The following is a 15,577-nucleotide window of genomic DNA, read 5'->3' as shown; positions in this document are numbered from 1 at the left end:
ACTAAATTACTAAAACTGCATGACGAGGAGTACGGAAAATGAAAATCCCAACACATTTAAAACATAAACCTGTTATCGTTGCTGAAAACTACGCTAATATTGACGGGCGTACAGCTTATCAAACAGATGCTCAAGGGCTTTCTCTTGGCTTGGCGCAATGGAATGATCGAGGAAAGGTTGATATTTCTGCGAAGGTTTGGCGACATACAGGTGGCAAATGGTCGCGTCAATCAGAGGAGCTTCCATTGCATCGTGTTCTTGACCTGGCTATTTTAGTATGTGAAACACAACTTTATTTTAAGGAGGCGTATCGTCACGAGCATCTATATGATGAGGAAAACCCTATTATTAATCGTGTAGGCTTACAAGGAGACGCTATGACTGTAGAGGTTTGTACAGAAAATGAACAAATTAAAGAGGATATACAGCTTTTTCAACAGGCATTAAATAATGATGGTGAGCTGATTGGTGAGCGCCTTCGCACACTATCTCGAATCTTAAAAGAAATGGGTTATTAAAACTCAAGAGGAACTTTAAAATGAATGAACAAATGTTACAGGAAGATACAAAACTGAGAAAAGCTTTTTTTAATTTTTTAATTCCCGTTATGTTAGCGAATGTGCTACAGTCGGTTGGTCAAGTTTTTGCCATGTTTTTAGTTGGTCGCAATTTAGGAGTCGATGCGCTCGCTGCCATTTCTGCATTTTTCCCATTCTTCTTCTTTTTAATGGCTTTTGCGATAGGTATTGGGTCAGGTAGCTCAATTTTAGTTGGGCAAACATTTGGCGCTGGCCAACATGAGAAAATGAAGGAAGTCGTTGGGGTAACCTTAGCCTTTACAACCATTTTATCCATTGTCGTGGCAATCTTTGGTGGCTTCTTTATTGAATGGATATTACGCTTTATGCAAACACCAGCTAATATTTTAGACATGAGTATAAGCTATGCACAAATTTTATTCTTCACCTTACCAATTATGTTTTGGTATATGGTGTATACAACCTTTATGCGTGGCGTCGGTGATTCGAAAACACCATTTTTATTTTTAGTCATCAGTGTCGTGTTAAATATCGCCTTCCTTCCACCGCTACTTTTCGGATGGTTTGGCTTGCCAGCATTCGGCTTAAATGGCGCTGCCTATGCTTCTGTGTTATCCAACCTTGTAACGATGATCTTGTTACTGGCTTATTTGCATAAGACAAAGCATTTACTGCGTTTAGACAAATCGATCTTACAGCATTTTAAATTAAAGAAAGATATTTTAGCTTCCCTATTAAAGCTCGCGATTCCATCAAGCATTAGTATGGTTGCCATCTCTGTTGCGGAAATTGCTGTTATTGGGTTTGTCAACGTCTATGGTTCTGATGCCACTGCCGCTTATGGCGTGGTCAATCAGGTAGCTAGCTATGCACAAGTACCTGCAATGAGTATTGCCATTGCTACTTCTGTCTTCGTGGCACAGGCATTAGGTGCGAATTCTACCGAAATGATCAAAAAAATTCGTCAAATGGGTGTGCGTATTAATTATCTTCTAGGTGGCGCCATCATTATTTTGATGTATCTCTTTGCAGAGCCGATTTTGGCTTTCTTTATTGATTCACATGATACGGTGCTCATCGCCAAGGATTATTTATATATCGCCTTTTGGAGCTACTTAATTTTCGGACATACACAAACTGTTTCTGCTACGATGCGTGCTACTGGTGTGGTGTTATGGCCAACTATCTTTTTAGTTATTACGATTTGGGTAGTTCAAGTGCCTTTAGCATTCCTACTATCCCACCATACGTCACTGGCATTAAATGGTGTTTGGTTAGCCTATCCAATTACCTTCTGCGTACATTTCATCATGCAATATGCGTACTTCAAGTTAGGCTGGCAAAAACGAACATTAAAAGCTATGCTAAGCGAATAACATCTTTTTAAACCAACAAAATGACCAGGTACTCAACAATTGAGCCCTGGTCATTTTGTGAAAAGTGAATGTTACTATATTGCTTTAGTTTTTTGTATTCTACTAATAGAGTAGTCGCTTGATGTTTCAAAAGGTTACAAAAAACTAAAAAAATTTTTCTAGTTTTTTTCTTCTAGTACTACTAACCACAATAAGGCGATAAAAACAGAAAAACTGACTAGCATGAAGAAGGTGTTAAGATTAAAATATTGATTGTTAACATGAATCGTTAGCCCCGACGTGATATCCAATAAATATTGTTGATCTGCATACCCGTATTGCTTTATCAACGCCTTCTCTATTACCCCTCGATAATTAGCAAGCTCCATTCTTTGATACATAATGCCAGCAATAATATGAAGAGATGTGAAAAGGAGCCCAATGATAACCACCTGTTTTGTTAGCTTATAATAGCGAAAAATCCTTTGCCATAACAAAACCATAATGATAAATAATGGAACGACGATCATAAGGAGCAGCAAGGCAGGATTCCCATTGCCAGAGGAACTGCCTGGTGTTGCCGTCATTAAATGAATGCCCATGAATAGTACCAATACTATTAACTGAACAGCGAGTAAAACTAGTTTTGTAGCCTTCAATACATCTCCCCCTGTACCAAACATACCTAAATGAATTTTGAAGAAAAAGTTATCCAGTGACCCCCTTCATTTTTTTGCCATCTTCTACAAACACAATACTATAAAAAAGCCGTCTTTTGTCTAAGCTAACAATATCAATATAAAATACAATGTCAAAGCTATTCGAGTGGAGAAACGATGAAAATATATATCAAATTGTTAACGATTATTGGATTGACGACCTTACTCGCTGGGTGCTTGGATATGACCGAACCACAAAGAATGTACTATATCAATGCAGTAGGCGTAGATTTTGAAGATAATGAGTACGTAGTGTATTTACAAATCATTAATTTTGCTGACGTTGCAAAATCTATTCAAACCAGTACAGATGTAGCGCCTGCTGAAGTGGGGCGTGCCACAGGAAAAACAATAGAAGAAGCTATTTATAAATTGTATCGTTCGTTGGATCAGGAGGTTTTTTGGGGTCATATGCGCTATTTAGTTTTTTCAGAGCGGGTTATGGAAAATGAACATATTATTCCTGTTATTGATACATTTATCCGTTTTCGGGATACAAGATACCAAATTTGGGTGTACTGTACAAAAAATCCTGTTAATGAAGTGCTGCTTGTCACACCCATCCTAAGAAATTCGCTATCCTCATCTAAATTAAGTAACCCCATCAATCCAACTGAACAGGAAACCTTTATTGAGCCGAAAGATTTAAGAGATATTATCATCGGGTTAAATGAACCAAGTCATGAAGTAACCATCCCCTATGTGTCCATTAAAGAAGATTGGCAAACAGCTGAAGAACAGTTAGAGGAAACTTATTTTTCAGGGGTAGGAATTCTCTCGAAAGACGGCTTTAAAGGCTTTTTGCAGGACAATGCGGCAAGAGGCAATCAATGGATGCATAATAGAACAAAAAGAGGTGAAATCACTGTTCAAATAAACGCAAATAGTGACGAAGCATTAACAGCTAGTATAGAAAAGATTCATATCGATGTGAAACCACTTGTCAAAAAAGAGATTGTGACATTTGAGGTTGAACTAAAAATCAATGCAACAATCAATGGATTTAGAGGAAAAATATCCGAACAAGAACTGAAACATCAAATTTCGACAGAGATCAAAAAAGAAATCCTACAAACTTTTCATGAGGGCTTAACATTGGATGTTGATATCTTTCGTTTGTCTGAGTTTCTGTATCGAGACAATGTAAAGACATGGAAAAGGCTTGAGAAGGATGGGAAAATTCCATTAGATGAGCATTCTATTAGTAAAATTAATGTGGAAGTAGCAAAAATCAATCCGGGTCGAAAAACATTTAGTGAGACTATACAAGAATAAAGGACAAGGCCATGCGACCCTGTCCTTTTTGTGTGTGAGTTTATATGTGCATGCAGACAGGATCTAGTTCTAAACTTGCACCTTTTCCCACATAACCATATACTAAATACGAATATTTTTAGTATAAAATATGCCTTTTTTGTAGGAAATTCACTATTATTCCTAGGCAGTAATCACTTTTAAAATCGGAGGTAACTGTCATGTATAAAACAATTACTTTTGCAGTTGATACGAAATATAACAATCCAATACAAGAAACTTTTACGTTTGAGCAATTAGGGATTGATGAACAATTATCGGACATTGAAATGAAAAACAAATTGATTTTATATTTAAGAATTGGGTCAGTGATCGACTCAATATTTCCCATAGTATTGTGATAGAAACCGAGACTGAATGACTATCCTCTAACTAGGCGTCTTCCAAATTCATAACTTCTGCATGCAAGCTATTGGCAAACTCATGGATTTGTTCCATTGTGACGATAAGGAGAAATTAAGGAAGAGCTTGTGTATAACATTGTGTACTCACAAGCTCTCTTTCCTTTACAAGATTTTGCTCGCAAACAATTCCGCTTCTATTCCTTTCATGATGTCAAAAGCTCCATTTGATTGATTTGAGCAAATAACTACCTTGATTGAGCTGTCTGGATAAAATGCTGAGTGAAAGCAAACTCCCGGATCGTACCCCATAACATGATATTTTATAATAGCACGTTCACTATTACGCTTAATCCATACACCATACCCATAACAATCGCTTTCATTAATTTCAATATGAGGCGAAAGTAAAAGCTTTGTTAAATCTTCACTTAAAAGTTCAAAGTTCATGAGCGCATGCCAAAATGTCGCCATGTCTGTTGCTGTTACAAATGCTCCCCCATCAGAACCTCCCTTTACCGGTAATGAGTAAATATTTGTTTTCCACGAACCGTCTGGATTGTCTAAGTATCCTAATGCCGTATTAGCTGGAAGAGAATCTAATGAGAAATAGCCAGATTCCGTCATATTTAATTGATTAAATATATTTTGTTGAATGTAATCAGAGAAAACCATTCCTGATCTACGCTCAACAATTAATCCTAATAAAATATATCCAGCATTGTTGTAATGAAATCTTTCACCTACTTCATTTTTCATAGGCTTATTCTGAAATAAAGGTAGGAAATCACTCAATTCTCGAAGTTGATACATTGGATTTTCAACCCATAATGCTTCAAAATCCTCCATTTCTTCCTCATCAAAATAATCCGGTATCCCCGAAGTATGGGTTAGTAGATGATGAATGGTAACTTTTGCATCAAAATTTTTAACATCATGATGTAGACATTCACTTAATCTCGTGTCAAAAGAAAGCATTCCTTTTTCAATAAGCTGACAAATAGCGATTGCCGTAAAAATTTTACAACCAGAGGCAATCCCAAAACGAGTGTTTGCGTGATTTTTGATTTGTTCTGAGCGATTAGCATAGCCAAAACTTTGATTGAGGAAAGCAACCTTCTCTTGATTTTCCACTAGTACCGTACCCGAGAATTCATTCTTCTGGTGAATTTCCATAACGATGTTTTGTAATTTTGTCTGCATAAATTTCCTCCTTATTCCTTAAATTTCAAAAAGCAACTCCTATAAAAACAATAGCCATTTACTTGCATTTTCACAAGTTTATTTAGTTTCCTACAGCTTAATTTATCATGCAGATTCGCATAATCATGTAAGGTAAGGGAACAATAAGAAAAAAGAGGATGTGTCATCGTGGATTTCCTACATAGTCAAGAATCACTTACTGCCATTCAATGGATACTTCGTGCCATTGTCGCCTTTTTCTTTTTACTCTTTGCTACAAAAGTTATGGGGCAGCGTTCTATTTCCCAGCTAAGATTTTTGGACTTTGCTATGGCCATTACGCTTGGGAATATTATTGCCCATCCCTTATCTGATGAAAGATTAGGAATGAAGGGTTCCATGATCACCATGGCAGTTTTAGTTTTTTTATACCTCATAGGTGTTTATTTGAGCCTAAAATGGATATCGTTTCGACATTTTATTGACTCTCCTCCCATTGCACTAATTAAAAATGGAGAAATTATTAATAACAACTTACGGAAGGCTAGGATTTCTGTTGATTTTCTTTTATCTGAATTAAGAAAGGAAAAAATCGAAGAGATTCAAAATGTAGCGCTGGCATTATGGGAACCAGATGGATCGATTTCTTGCTTTTTAAACACACAATATCAAGCACCCACGCGAGCTGATTTGAAATTACAACCTGAACCCTTTTTTCTACCAAAAATCCTTATTAAAGAAGGAAAGATTGATTACCATGAATTAGATCAAACAACAATTACAGAAGATTGGTTAACAGATCAATTAACGTCAACTTATCAAGTTGATTTAAAGGATGTCCTATTAGCTACAATTGATCAACATAATAAATTACATGTATTTCTTTATTAATATACGTTGTGTAAAGCTTTACACTTTCTATTCCGCTGGATGAACCATTCCATTACGACTAAATTAGGCACCCAACATAGCCAGGCAATGATAGCATAGCTAGTTTCAAAATGATCAAAGCCAAATACTACCGTGAATAAAGGGAGCCATATTCGTAATGTCACCGCTGCAAAAGTTAAGGCATAATTTCTTAGCATCCATTTTTGATGTTCCTGAATGTTTCTTTGTTTAATTTTTGTCAGTGCAAGACATACCGTGATTAACCAAGATATTGATAATGTAGCAAAGCCTAGCCGCGCTAACCATCCCCCTGTGGCGTAATAGGCTAGATAAAGGCCAGCAACCCCACCAAATAAAATACTGACGATATAAATCGTCCCCCATCTTCTATGACGCTGCACATTTTTCTCTCTTATCTTTGAAGATAGTGTAAATGGGCCGATTACTAAGGCGAATACACTAAAAAGAATATGTATATATAGCATGATATACCACATTGAATTCAGAGAAGCATTGAACATACGCTTTAATTGAACAAAGCCTGCTTGTTGTGCATCGAATAGAAAATATTGAATGATTGAATAGCCCGCTATAAAAAATGCCAGAATGCTGATCATCCACATGTTCTTTTTCATATTTGTAGCTCCTTTCATTCCTAGCGTATCATTGAAATGAATGACTTCTTTACATAAACAAACAAGTGGTTGTACAAAGTAAACAAGTGGGCAATTTTCACATGTGAGCTATTCACAACAATTCATTAGACAGGTAAAACGTTCGACACCTGGATATTTTTCTCCTAAGCTGGTAATTTGAAAGCCTATATTTTTATAAAAATTCACAGCATCTTGATCTGTTTCAGCACAAATTGAAGAAAATGAATAGCGATCTCTAATATACTGGACCATTTCACGGCCAATTCCTTTGTCACGATAAGCTGGGGATACGGCAATATGGTTTCAGTTCACATTGTTTTTGGTCTATTTTTGCTATTCCTATACATCCAACAATATTTTCTTCAATGAAATAGCCATATAGCATTCTTTCGGGACATTCGATATAAAGACGATATTCGCTATCCACTTTTTTTGTGGCATAGAATAATAATGTTTTTACTTCTGGTTGAATGGTCTTTGATTGAATAACTTTCATAGAATTTCTCCTTTCTTGTGATTGTCAAATACTTGACCTATACTATAGATGTTAAAGGAAAATTTAGGAGGAAATAGTATGCTCGTAAAAGGATATCAATTTAAGCTACCGCTATTTTACTGGTTACTTTTAATACCAACCTTTTTACTGACAAGTTACAAAGCATTATTTTTTGATTGGCATATACAAAATTTTTCATTTAATGAATTAGAGGATTTCGGTCGATATGTACTGGTACTAGTAACAAGCTTAATTGAGGCATTTATTTACGTACTTATTATCCGACTGATTGTGTATTTGCTTCAAAAAGTATTTAACAAGACATAAAAGCCTATACGACTCTCCTAGTTTATCATCTGATTCCATGTTATGATTTCCACATCATCCACTCGCACTTTGCCTAAGCTTAAAATATGTGGAATATATGCAAACAGCCCAAAGTTCTTGCCTTTTTCTTTCTCCGTTATAAAATAGTCAATGGTTGCAGTTGGCAGTTGTGTCAGCTCTTTATATTCATCCATCATCAATATTTTTATATCCTCTGCCGCTATTTCTCCCGCTGGCCCTTGATAGTTGTCTTTTGAATATAGGTATATGACATTTTGATTAGGCGCTAGTTTTTGTATTGGAATTCGATAAAACGTTAAGTTTTCTTTGATGTCAATTTCTAGCTTAGTTAACAAGCTATAGATGTGAAAAGGGTGGATTGGTAAGAAATGTACAACATCGTTCCACAAGCAGTTTAAGTGAGGGATTTTCCTCGTTAACAGTTTCATTCGCTCGGGATGATCAGAATACTTTTTTGTGTATCGCTCATATAAATGCGGGGATATTTCCCTAAGCTGATGTAATGGCATCAGCTCTTGACCGACCATTTCTCGCGGAACCATATGATATAAATATCTCTGCATAAAAAACACCTCCGACCTTATAATTCTTCATATATTTGGAAAATCCTCTATATGATACAATAAAATGTAAAAAAGAAAGGAGTGTCATCATGGGTTTATTATTTGTCATTCTTATCATTGCTGGAATTATTGCGATCTATGATTCCATTAGACAAGTTAATAAAAATATTTTGGCGCAAACTGAAGAAATAAAACGGTTACGGGAGGAGATACAGGAAAGCAAAAAAATTAAGACCACTTCTGCAAAGTGATCTTGCGTACTAATTACTTTTTGGATCATTAATTGAATTAGCTAGATCAAGAAGCACATCTACTGATACCTGATCTGCGACATCACTGTCAATACTGAAGACATACTGCCAATGATCTCTTTCAAACACCAACAAATGAAAACCAATTCGCGGATTTTCAATATAGGCTGCCTCCCTACCATTCTTTAAAAGAAAGACATCGGTCACATACTTTTCAAAAGGCATTTTATCCTGAACAGGTCGAATATCAATTTTAAAATGATTTTGTGGCAATTGATCATTCATCATTACTATTTCCAGATTAGTATGGCCATTCATTTGATTAAATCGTCCAAAGCGGTGTGTAAAACTAATTGGTGGAACCTTTAAAGGTAGCTTCAGCTCTGTTTTATTATACTGTTCGAACTCTTTTAAAGCAGCCTCTACCGTTTTATAGCCGATTGTAGGAAGAAACTCTTCAAGAGGTTGTGGAGAATCACTTTCATTGGCATAAACGTAGTCCGTTGTGGCAATATACAGACATCCAACAGATAGCAGTAGTCCTATAAGCATACGCCTGTTCATTTAAACGCTCCTCTATCTTTTTTAGTATATGTTGTCCTGTTGAAAAGGAATTATGCCATTTTCTTGACACCTCATACGCTATTGTTTTATTCGTGCAGGAACTTGAATAAGCACATATTGCTTCGTCCACATTTCTGTCGTGATAATCGTCCGTTCTTCATTTTTTTCGAAAAATAACCCGCTCCCTTCCTTCTCAAGAAATACCCAACCCTCATTCTCCATCAGTTGTTGAATATCCGCATCAACCTTTTGTATGCCCATAGTGGAAATCGCTGTGATGTACCAAGTAGCATTATGATCTTTAGAAAGTTCTACTAAATCATTCGATGACGTATTTATTTTTCGAATAGCTTCCTTCTGTGTAATAGAGTCTATGGGCAGTGACGGATAATAGATCTTATTACTAAAGATAATGATTGCACCAACTGAAAGTAGCGCAACCAGTATACCCAACTTTTTCATCTTGTCACCTTCCCAAAAAGTTATTCTAAACTAATTAAAATTCCATTTTATATGATATAATTGTAATTAATGTAAATTCTAGCGAAAGAAGCTGATTCAATTGAAGATGAAAATATGGTGGTTACTAAATATCGTTTGGCTCATTATTTTTGCTGCTGGCGCAGTTTTTATTGGCGTGAGGAAAGTCGATGGAGCAGGAGCCGTTCAAACGCCTGAAATCAAAATGCTGTCATTCGGTATTTTAGCCGTAGTATTCCTGTTTGTTATACTTTTCCAACTCATGCAACTGGCCATTATTCATTTTATGGATAAAAAAAGAATCCAATAAGCTCTTATCTACATAAGCCCTTTGTGAGACCTATCGTTCAAACGGGGCTTTTTTCTTTTCTTCCATAAAACAAAACCAACGACCATAGTAAAGAATAAAAGGAATCCTAAAAGTATGACTGTCAATGGATCGATAATAAAAAAATAGCTATCTGTTAGTTGATAGTTTGCACTGCCTAATTGCATTTAGAACCCTCCTCCAGTATCATCCTACATCAATCTCAACAATCGTAGTCATTTTTCATATTTTACCCTATTAAGTAAATAAACTGTATACTATGTTATAATCTGGTTTAATAAGATTTACTATGGGGTGATAAAATGATCATTCGAAAGGCTACCTTGAAGGATGCAACGGGCATTGGGAAAGTCCATGTGGATAGTTGGCGGACTACCTATAAACATATCGTGCCAGATGACTATTTAAATAATTTATCCTATGAACAAAGAACAGAATTATGGGCACAACAGCTTGCAGATAGTAATAAGTATATAGTTGTCGCAGAAAATGACTTGGGTGACATCATTGGCTTTGCATCTGCGAGTAAAAGAGACACCAATCCCCTTCCAAATTCAAATTATGTAGAAACGCTCTATCTATTAGAAGAGTACCAAGGAAAAGGAATTGGAAAGCAATTATTGAAAGATTTATTCGTCTATTTCCGTCTGAAAAATGATCAAACTATATTTGTAGAAGTACTCGCTGAAAATAATACTAAATATTTCTACGAACATTTTGGTGCAACGCTCAATACATCCCTGCAGGTTACTATTGGTGGGAAAGTTTTAGAAGAATTAGTTTATGAGTGGAATGATATAAATAAGGTTGTCGCATTACTTTCTGATTAATTAGATGAAGACTACCCTTATGGAGTAGTCTTTTTCTCAACTATTTAGATACTGATTCAGACCACTTTTTAGTTAAAATTTGTTTGTTGGTTGTTGTTGAGGATTATAAACAACAATAGAAAATAATACCACAATAACCATTGTCCCTTTTTACATCGTTATGTTTACATGGGAATATGTTACACTGAAAACACGACTATCTTTTATTTTTAAAGAATAGGAGGGTTTAAGTTGGCAATTGGAATGGTTATTGTGACTTTATTGTTGGTAATGTCTATTGTATTTATGATTGGGCTTGGTAAATCTAAAAAAACGAAATGTATCATTTGGGGAATAACAATTATGATTGTCATAGCTCCTTTACTGTCATGGCTTATTGCTATACCCTATGGAATATCGGAAGGAGATGGGTTTGCGGCAGTAGGACTACTGATAATTTTGTTTCCCATACTATTTTTAAGCGGACTGGTTACACTTCTAATAGGAATATTCAAAAAAAATCTATAATCTTGCGTGTTTGACAAAACACGCTTCTTCTTTGATGAATCGGTAAATAAATTTGCACCTCCTCTTCCCCATCCTCCATTGGGTGATACGTCTCCACAATATATGAATCTAGATTTCTTGTATAATTTTTTTCATTAGCCCACTGTAATAAATCTAAATGGAGCGTACCGATTTTCGATACTTTCCCTCTTGTTGTAACATATTGATGAGTTGTTTCCATAAACGCCATCCCTTGGGGCACATCACTAGATGCCTGATCCACCATTAATCCTACATAATACTCCCCTACGCGATGGTTCTTATCTCTTTTAGGCTCAAACAAAGCCATTTCAATTCCTGTATGATTTTTTATTTCTTGAGATCGATTTAATAATTGTTTTGCAAGAGCAGGAACTTCCTTATCAAAATTTTCAAATGCTCCTTTCCCAGTTAACCCAACTACTTGAAACGTTCTAGAAAGAATTTGGTATGCCACTTGTATACACCCCTAACGATTTTTATAATTACCTATTCTCTTGGAATTATGAAAAGTCCTTTTAATTTCTCCAGAAAAAAAGCAACCGACCTAGCCTTTCCATAAAAATGGTCGGCTGTTGGTCGGTTGCTTTGATGAATTATTAGATTAGTCTTGAATTGCTGCGTCTAACGCTACAACAATCATGTCATTGAATGTTGTTTGACGTTCTTCTGCTGTTGTTACTTCGCCAGTTAAAATGTGGTCACTTACTGTTAGTACAGAAAGTGCTTTACGGCCGAATTTTGCAGCTAATGTGTAAAGAGCTGCTGATTCCATTTCTACAGCAAGTACACCGTATTGTGCTAATTTTTCATTTTGGTGCTCATCTGAGTAGAACATATCAGCTGTGAAGATATTCCCTACTTGTAAGTTAAGACCAGCATCTTTTCCTGCATTGTATGCTTTTAATAATAAATCAAAGTCTGCGATTGGTGCGAAATCAATAGCGCCGCCCCAAATGATTTGGTTCATACGTGTATCCGATGTTGCTGCTTGCGCTAAAATAACGTCACGTACTTTTACATCTTTTTGAATTGCACCACAAGTACCTACACGGATTAATTTTTGAACATCATATTCTTGCATTAATTCTGTTACATAGATGGAAATAGATGGCACACCCATACCTGTCCCTTGTACAGAAATACGTTTACCTTTATACGTACCTGTATAACCAAACATATTTCGTACTTCATTGTAGCAAGTTACATCTTCTAAAAATGTTTCCGCGATGTATTTTGCACGTAATGGATCTCCTGGAAGTAAAATTGTGTCAGCAATTTCACCTTTTTTTGCATTAATATGAACACTCATACTGCAATCCCTCTTTTCTGTCAGTTATCACTATAAATAATACTGTGTTTCTGTCATTTACGCAATGCTAGACGTCTAGCAACTAAAAAATTATTTATAGTATTCATACAATTAGGCATGCTCTTCATAGAGTGCCCATAAAGTATCAAATGTTTCAATTGTTAAGTTTTCCGTAGCATAGGACTCAATATAGTCGGACAGCTCATGAAAGTCTGTGCTTTGTTTTGGAAAATTATGCTCATGGAACATTTCCTCTGCAAAGCGTACTTTAGGGTCAGTCCAATCACCACCACGATATGTGAGGACATACAAATAGAAACTTTTTTTCATCAAACATTTCCCCTTTTATACATTAGCTTTTGCTAGTGTATCAAAAAAATAAGGATTCGTCATAACTTCTACTACTAAGATATTTTACCTATCCAGCATTTTAGCACTATATTCTTGGACTATCCTGACTTTTGTCATAGTCTCTTTTTATCTGAAAAATTTTAATTTTTAGAAATAACAATAGAAATATCTAGTAAAATAAGATAAAATTGAAATCGACTATTGAAAAAAATAGGAAGGTGATGGCGATGAAAAAGACTAAAAAAGCGCGAAATACAGTGAAAAAACGCCCGTCTCTCTTTAAAAGAAAGAAAGCTTCAACACAAGAGACACTTGGGAACGATCTCCCTCCTATTAAAGAGAAACGACAACGTTTTTATCATTTAATTCGGGGCAAAGTGCTTATTATGTTTGCACTACTTATTGTGATTAACGGTGTTATGGGTATATTGTCGTATGTCAATATACAGAATTTGCAGCAGCAAATGGAGGATTTCACTAAGAAAAATGTCCAGGAACAACTAACCGTTAATCAACTTGCCTATGAAATTGCTAGACTGACAAATTTAGAACAATCCTATTTAATTACAGGTAATGGCATTTATTCTACTTCTTATCATTTAAAAATTGATACCATTAATAAAAAGCTAGCTGCATTAAAAGAACAATTTAAAGATCGGCAATTAGAGCTTGGTCATATGCAGGCCATCGAACAATATTATAAAAATTATCTTGATTACTCAGAAAAAGTGATGACGATGCGCGACGAGCTAGGTCTTGAGCAGGCTCGTAAGCTGATGATGGGTGCTGCTGGGGAAACGATGAAAACACATATTGATAATAATATTGAATCCATTAATGTGGTCATGGATGATGCCAATAAAACCAAATTGGACAAGCTTAATCAACAGGTCAATATTTCGATTACTACATTCTTTATCGTATCTATCATAGGCTTTTTAGCTATTATCATTTTTGGCTTCATGCTCTTTAAATCTTTAAAACGCAATACCCAGGCAATTAACGATTCTATCCTTGATATAGCACAAGCAGGAGGCGATTTGACGAGACGTGTAAAAGTTCGTAATCATGATGAATTCTCGATTATTGCCGCTTCGACGAACACATTAATCGAATCGATTTCCAATTTAATACGTCGTGTGAGTGAATTAGCTGATCATGTATCAAGTAGTAGCCAGGAGCTAATGTCGCTAGCAGATGAAAATGCCCGTACGATTCAGGATATTGCGGATGCAACAGCTGATATTGCGAGTGATAGTGATAATACCATTTCCAGTATGCATAGTGCCCAGCAAAAAATGAGTGATCTGGAGCATTCTATGCATCAGCTTACAGAACAAGCTAGTGCCGTCCATCGCGCCTCTGTTGCCATGCAGCAAGCAGCCGATGAAGGGAGCCGTTCAGTGGAACAATCCTCGCTCGTTATGCAGTCCATTGAAGAAACAATGGCTTCCACAACATCAACTGTGGAGGCATTAGGTCGTAAATCTGCCGACATTACTTCCATCATTGGGACCATCACGGCCATTTCCGAGCAAACCAATCTTCTCGCTTTAAATGCGGCCATAGAAGCAGCACGAGCTGGCGAGCATGGTCGAGGCTTCGCAGTGGTGGCTGATGAGGTTCGCAAATTAGCTGAACAATCACAAAGTGCAGCGAAAGAAGTAACTGCCATTGTCACTTCTATTCAAAATGAAGTCACGTCAATCATCGCCCAAAATCATGAAGGCGTCACTACTGTCATCCGAGGCGTGGAAGTAACCAATGAAACGAACCAATCATTAGCCAATATTTTAATGCATACAGAAGAAACAACATCCATTATCGCAGCCATGGTAGATAAAATTGCGACGACACTAGACTTTAGCAATGCCGTGGCAAATGACTTTGTTCACGTCAATGCCTATGCAGAACAATCCGCAGCCAACACCGTAACATCTGCTGCAGCAGCAACACAAGGCTCTGCATCCATGCAGGAAATCAACGCAGCAGCCACTGAACTGGCCCAACAAGCAGACAACCTCCGAAATTTAGTGAGTGAGTTTAAAGTTTAAATATACTTTAGCTTTCCAGGGAATCCTTTCGTTTTGGGATTCCCTCTTATTTTTGAGTTTTCTAGTAGTACTCGCTGATTGCTTTGTGTGGCTATTCTTCACTTTGTGCTTTCTATCCACTATTTTCCTGGTTTTATCCTTCGATTAGAGGATTCTATCCTCCGCTTTATGCTGCTATCCTTCACTTTGGGCGTTCTATCCACCATTTTCTTGGTTTTATCCTTCGATTAGAGGATTCTATCCTCCGCTTTATGCGGCTATCCTTCACTTTGCGCGTTCTATCCACTACTTTCTTGGTTTTATCCTTCGATTAGAGGATTCTATCCACCTTTTTATGCGGCTATCCTTCACTTTGGGCGTTCTATCCACTACTTTCCTGGCTTTATCCTTCGATTAGAGGATTCTATCCTCCGCTTTATGCGGCTATCCTTCACTTTGGGCGTTCTATCCACTACTTTCCTGGCTTTATCCTTCGATT

23 protein-coding genes are annotated in these 15,577 nt (G+C 36.4%); 11 read left to right on the top strand and 12 right to left on the bottom strand.

The window, feature by feature from the left end; translation table 11 throughout:
• Positions 1-38 precede the first annotated feature (38 nt).
• Together OU989_RS10530 and OU989_RS10525 are read left to right on the top strand one after the other, a co-directional pair.
• On the top strand, positions 39-518 hold the full coding sequence (locus OU989_RS10530; RefSeq protein WP_274797107.1) for a DUF6530 family protein: 480 nt from the start codon (positions 39-41) through the stop codon (positions 516-518).
• A 20-nt stretch (positions 519-538) separates the two neighbouring features.
• Complete coding sequence (locus OU989_RS10525; RefSeq protein WP_274797106.1) at positions 539-1,915, top strand: MATE family efflux transporter; 1,377 nt, start codon at positions 539-541, stop codon at positions 1,913-1,915.
• A gap of 158 nt (positions 1,916-2,073) precedes the next feature.
• On the opposite strand, the gene OU989_RS10520 is transcribed toward OU989_RS10525, so the two are convergent.
• Positions 2,074-2,553, bottom strand: a complete 480-nt coding sequence (locus tag OU989_RS10520) for a hypothetical protein (protein ID WP_274797105.1) — start codon at positions 2,551-2,553, stop codon at positions 2,074-2,076.
• Positions 2,554-2,730: 177 nt separating this feature from the next.
• Between OU989_RS10520 and OU989_RS10515 the strand changes: the two genes are divergently transcribed.
• Both OU989_RS10515 and OU989_RS10510 read left to right on the top strand, forming a co-directional pair.
• A complete protein-coding gene (locus tag OU989_RS10515; protein WP_274797104.1) occupies positions 2,731-3,888 on the top strand; it encodes a Ger(x)C family spore germination protein in 1,158 nt (385 codons plus the stop codon).
• 200 nt (positions 3,889-4,088) lie between these two features.
• A complete protein-coding gene (locus OU989_RS10510) occupies positions 4,089-4,268 on the top strand; it encodes a hypothetical protein (protein WP_274797103.1) in 180 nt (59 codons plus the stop codon).
• Between the two features lie 165 nt (positions 4,269-4,433).
• Here the strand turns inward: OU989_RS10510 and OU989_RS10505 are convergent, their stop codons facing one another.
• Positions 4,434-5,471, bottom strand: coding sequence for a serine hydrolase domain-containing protein (locus tag OU989_RS10505; protein ID WP_274797102.1), 1,038 nt, complete (start codon positions 5,469-5,471; stop codon positions 4,434-4,436).
• 168 nt (positions 5,472-5,639) lie between these two features.
• On the opposite strand from OU989_RS10505, the gene OU989_RS10500 reads away from it, so the two are divergent.
• A complete protein-coding gene (locus OU989_RS10500; protein ID WP_274797101.1) occupies positions 5,640-6,341 on the top strand; it encodes a DUF421 domain-containing protein in 702 nt (233 codons plus the stop codon).
• Here the strand turns inward: OU989_RS10500 and OU989_RS10495 are convergent.
• From OU989_RS10495 to OU989_RS10485, 3 genes are all read right to left on the bottom strand, one after another.
• Positions 6,338-6,976, bottom strand: a complete 639-nt coding sequence (locus tag OU989_RS10495; RefSeq protein WP_274797100.1) for a DUF2306 domain-containing protein — start codon at positions 6,974-6,976, stop codon at positions 6,338-6,340. The two genes, OU989_RS10500 and OU989_RS10495, sit on opposite strands and share 4 nt — an antisense overlap.
• A 108-nt stretch (positions 6,977-7,084) precedes the next feature.
• Complete coding sequence (locus tag OU989_RS10490; RefSeq protein WP_274797099.1) at positions 7,085-7,249, bottom strand: hypothetical protein; 165 nt, start codon at positions 7,247-7,249, stop codon at positions 7,085-7,087.
• 19 nt (positions 7,250-7,268) lie between these two features.
• Positions 7,269-7,493, bottom strand: coding sequence for a hypothetical protein (locus OU989_RS10485; RefSeq protein WP_274797098.1), 225 nt, complete (start codon positions 7,491-7,493; stop codon positions 7,269-7,271).
• Between the two features lie 78 nt (positions 7,494-7,571).
• Here OU989_RS10485 and OU989_RS10480 point away from each other — a divergent pair, with 78 nt between their 5' ends.
• Positions 7,572-7,820, top strand: a complete 249-nt coding sequence (locus OU989_RS10480) for a hypothetical protein (protein WP_274797097.1) — start codon at positions 7,572-7,574, stop codon at positions 7,818-7,820.
• A 17-nt stretch (positions 7,821-7,837) separates the two neighbouring features.
• Here OU989_RS10480 and OU989_RS10475 read toward each other — a convergent pair whose 3' ends face one another.
• Positions 7,838-8,404 (bottom strand): group-specific protein, encoded by a 567-nt coding sequence (locus OU989_RS10475; protein ID WP_274797096.1) that lies wholly within the window; start codon positions 8,402-8,404, stop codon positions 7,838-7,840.
• 89 nt (positions 8,405-8,493) lie between these two features.
• Between OU989_RS10475 and OU989_RS10470 the strand changes: the two genes are divergently transcribed.
• On the top strand, positions 8,494-8,655 hold the full coding sequence (locus tag OU989_RS10470; protein WP_274797095.1) for a hypothetical protein: 162 nt from the start codon (positions 8,494-8,496) through the stop codon (positions 8,653-8,655).
• Positions 8,656-8,664: 9 nt separating this feature from the next.
• Here the strand turns inward: OU989_RS10470 and OU989_RS10465 are convergent, their stop codons facing one another.
• Both OU989_RS10465 and OU989_RS10460 read right to left on the bottom strand, forming a co-directional pair.
• The gene (locus OU989_RS10465) at positions 8,665-9,219 is read right to left on the bottom strand and encodes a hypothetical protein (protein ID WP_274797094.1); all 555 of its coding nucleotides are present in this window, start codon (positions 9,217-9,219) and stop codon (positions 8,665-8,667) included.
• Between the two features lie 78 nt (positions 9,220-9,297).
• Positions 9,298-9,681, bottom strand: a complete 384-nt coding sequence (locus tag OU989_RS10460) for a hypothetical protein (RefSeq protein ID WP_274797093.1) — start codon at positions 9,679-9,681, stop codon at positions 9,298-9,300.
• Positions 9,682-9,787: 106 nt separating this feature from the next.
• On the opposite strand from OU989_RS10460, the gene OU989_RS10455 reads away from it, so the two are divergent.
• Complete coding sequence (locus OU989_RS10455) at positions 9,788-10,009, top strand: DUF3923 family protein (RefSeq protein ID WP_274797318.1); 222 nt, start codon at positions 9,788-9,790, stop codon at positions 10,007-10,009.
• Between the two features lie 8 nt (positions 10,010-10,017).
• Here OU989_RS10455 and OU989_RS10450 read toward each other — a convergent pair whose 3' ends face one another.
• On the bottom strand, positions 10,018-10,194 hold the full coding sequence (locus tag OU989_RS10450; RefSeq protein ID WP_274797091.1) for a hypothetical protein: 177 nt from the start codon (positions 10,192-10,194) through the stop codon (positions 10,018-10,020).
• 135 nt (positions 10,195-10,329) lie between these two features.
• On the opposite strand from OU989_RS10450, the gene OU989_RS10445 reads away from it, so the two are divergent.
• Both OU989_RS10445 and OU989_RS10440 read left to right on the top strand, forming a co-directional pair.
• Positions 10,330-10,857, top strand: a complete 528-nt coding sequence (locus tag OU989_RS10445) for a GNAT family N-acetyltransferase (protein WP_274797089.1) — start codon at positions 10,330-10,332, stop codon at positions 10,855-10,857.
• Positions 10,858-11,088: 231 nt separating this feature from the next.
• Positions 11,089-11,364: a hypothetical protein gene (locus OU989_RS10440; protein ID WP_274797088.1), complete on the top strand. Its 276-nt coding sequence runs from the start codon at positions 11,089-11,091 to the stop codon at positions 11,362-11,364.
• On the opposite strand, the gene OU989_RS10435 is transcribed toward OU989_RS10440, so the two are convergent.
• The 3 genes from OU989_RS10435 to OU989_RS10425 form a co-directional block, all read right to left on the bottom strand.
• A complete protein-coding gene (locus tag OU989_RS10435; RefSeq protein WP_274797087.1) occupies positions 11,348-11,839 on the bottom strand; it encodes a GyrI-like domain-containing protein in 492 nt (163 codons plus the stop codon). The genes OU989_RS10440 and OU989_RS10435 overlap by 17 nt on opposite strands.
• Before the next feature lie 147 nt (positions 11,840-11,986).
• Positions 11,987-12,694 carry a purine-nucleoside phosphorylase gene (gene deoD / locus OU989_RS10430; RefSeq protein ID WP_274797086.1) on the bottom strand — a complete coding sequence of 236 codons (708 nt, stop codon included), beginning with the start codon at positions 12,692-12,694 and terminating at the stop codon, positions 11,987-11,989.
• Between the two features lie 111 nt (positions 12,695-12,805).
• Positions 12,806-13,024 (bottom strand): YozE family protein, encoded by a 219-nt coding sequence (locus OU989_RS10425; RefSeq protein WP_274797084.1) that lies wholly within the window; start codon positions 13,022-13,024, stop codon positions 12,806-12,808.
• Positions 13,025-13,272: 248 nt separating this feature from the next.
• Between OU989_RS10425 and OU989_RS10420 the strand changes: the two genes are divergently transcribed.
• Complete coding sequence (locus tag OU989_RS10420) at positions 13,273-15,099, top strand: methyl-accepting chemotaxis protein (RefSeq protein ID WP_274797083.1); 1,827 nt, start codon at positions 13,273-13,275, stop codon at positions 15,097-15,099.
• Positions 15,100-15,577: the final 478 nt, after the last annotated feature.

It is taken from the genome of Lysinibacillus irui, assembly GCF_028877475.1.
GTDB classification, from domain to species: Bacteria; Bacillota; Bacilli; order Bacillales_A; family Planococcaceae; genus Lysinibacillus; species Lysinibacillus irui.
This window is presented reverse-complemented; position numbering and strand designations above follow the sequence as displayed.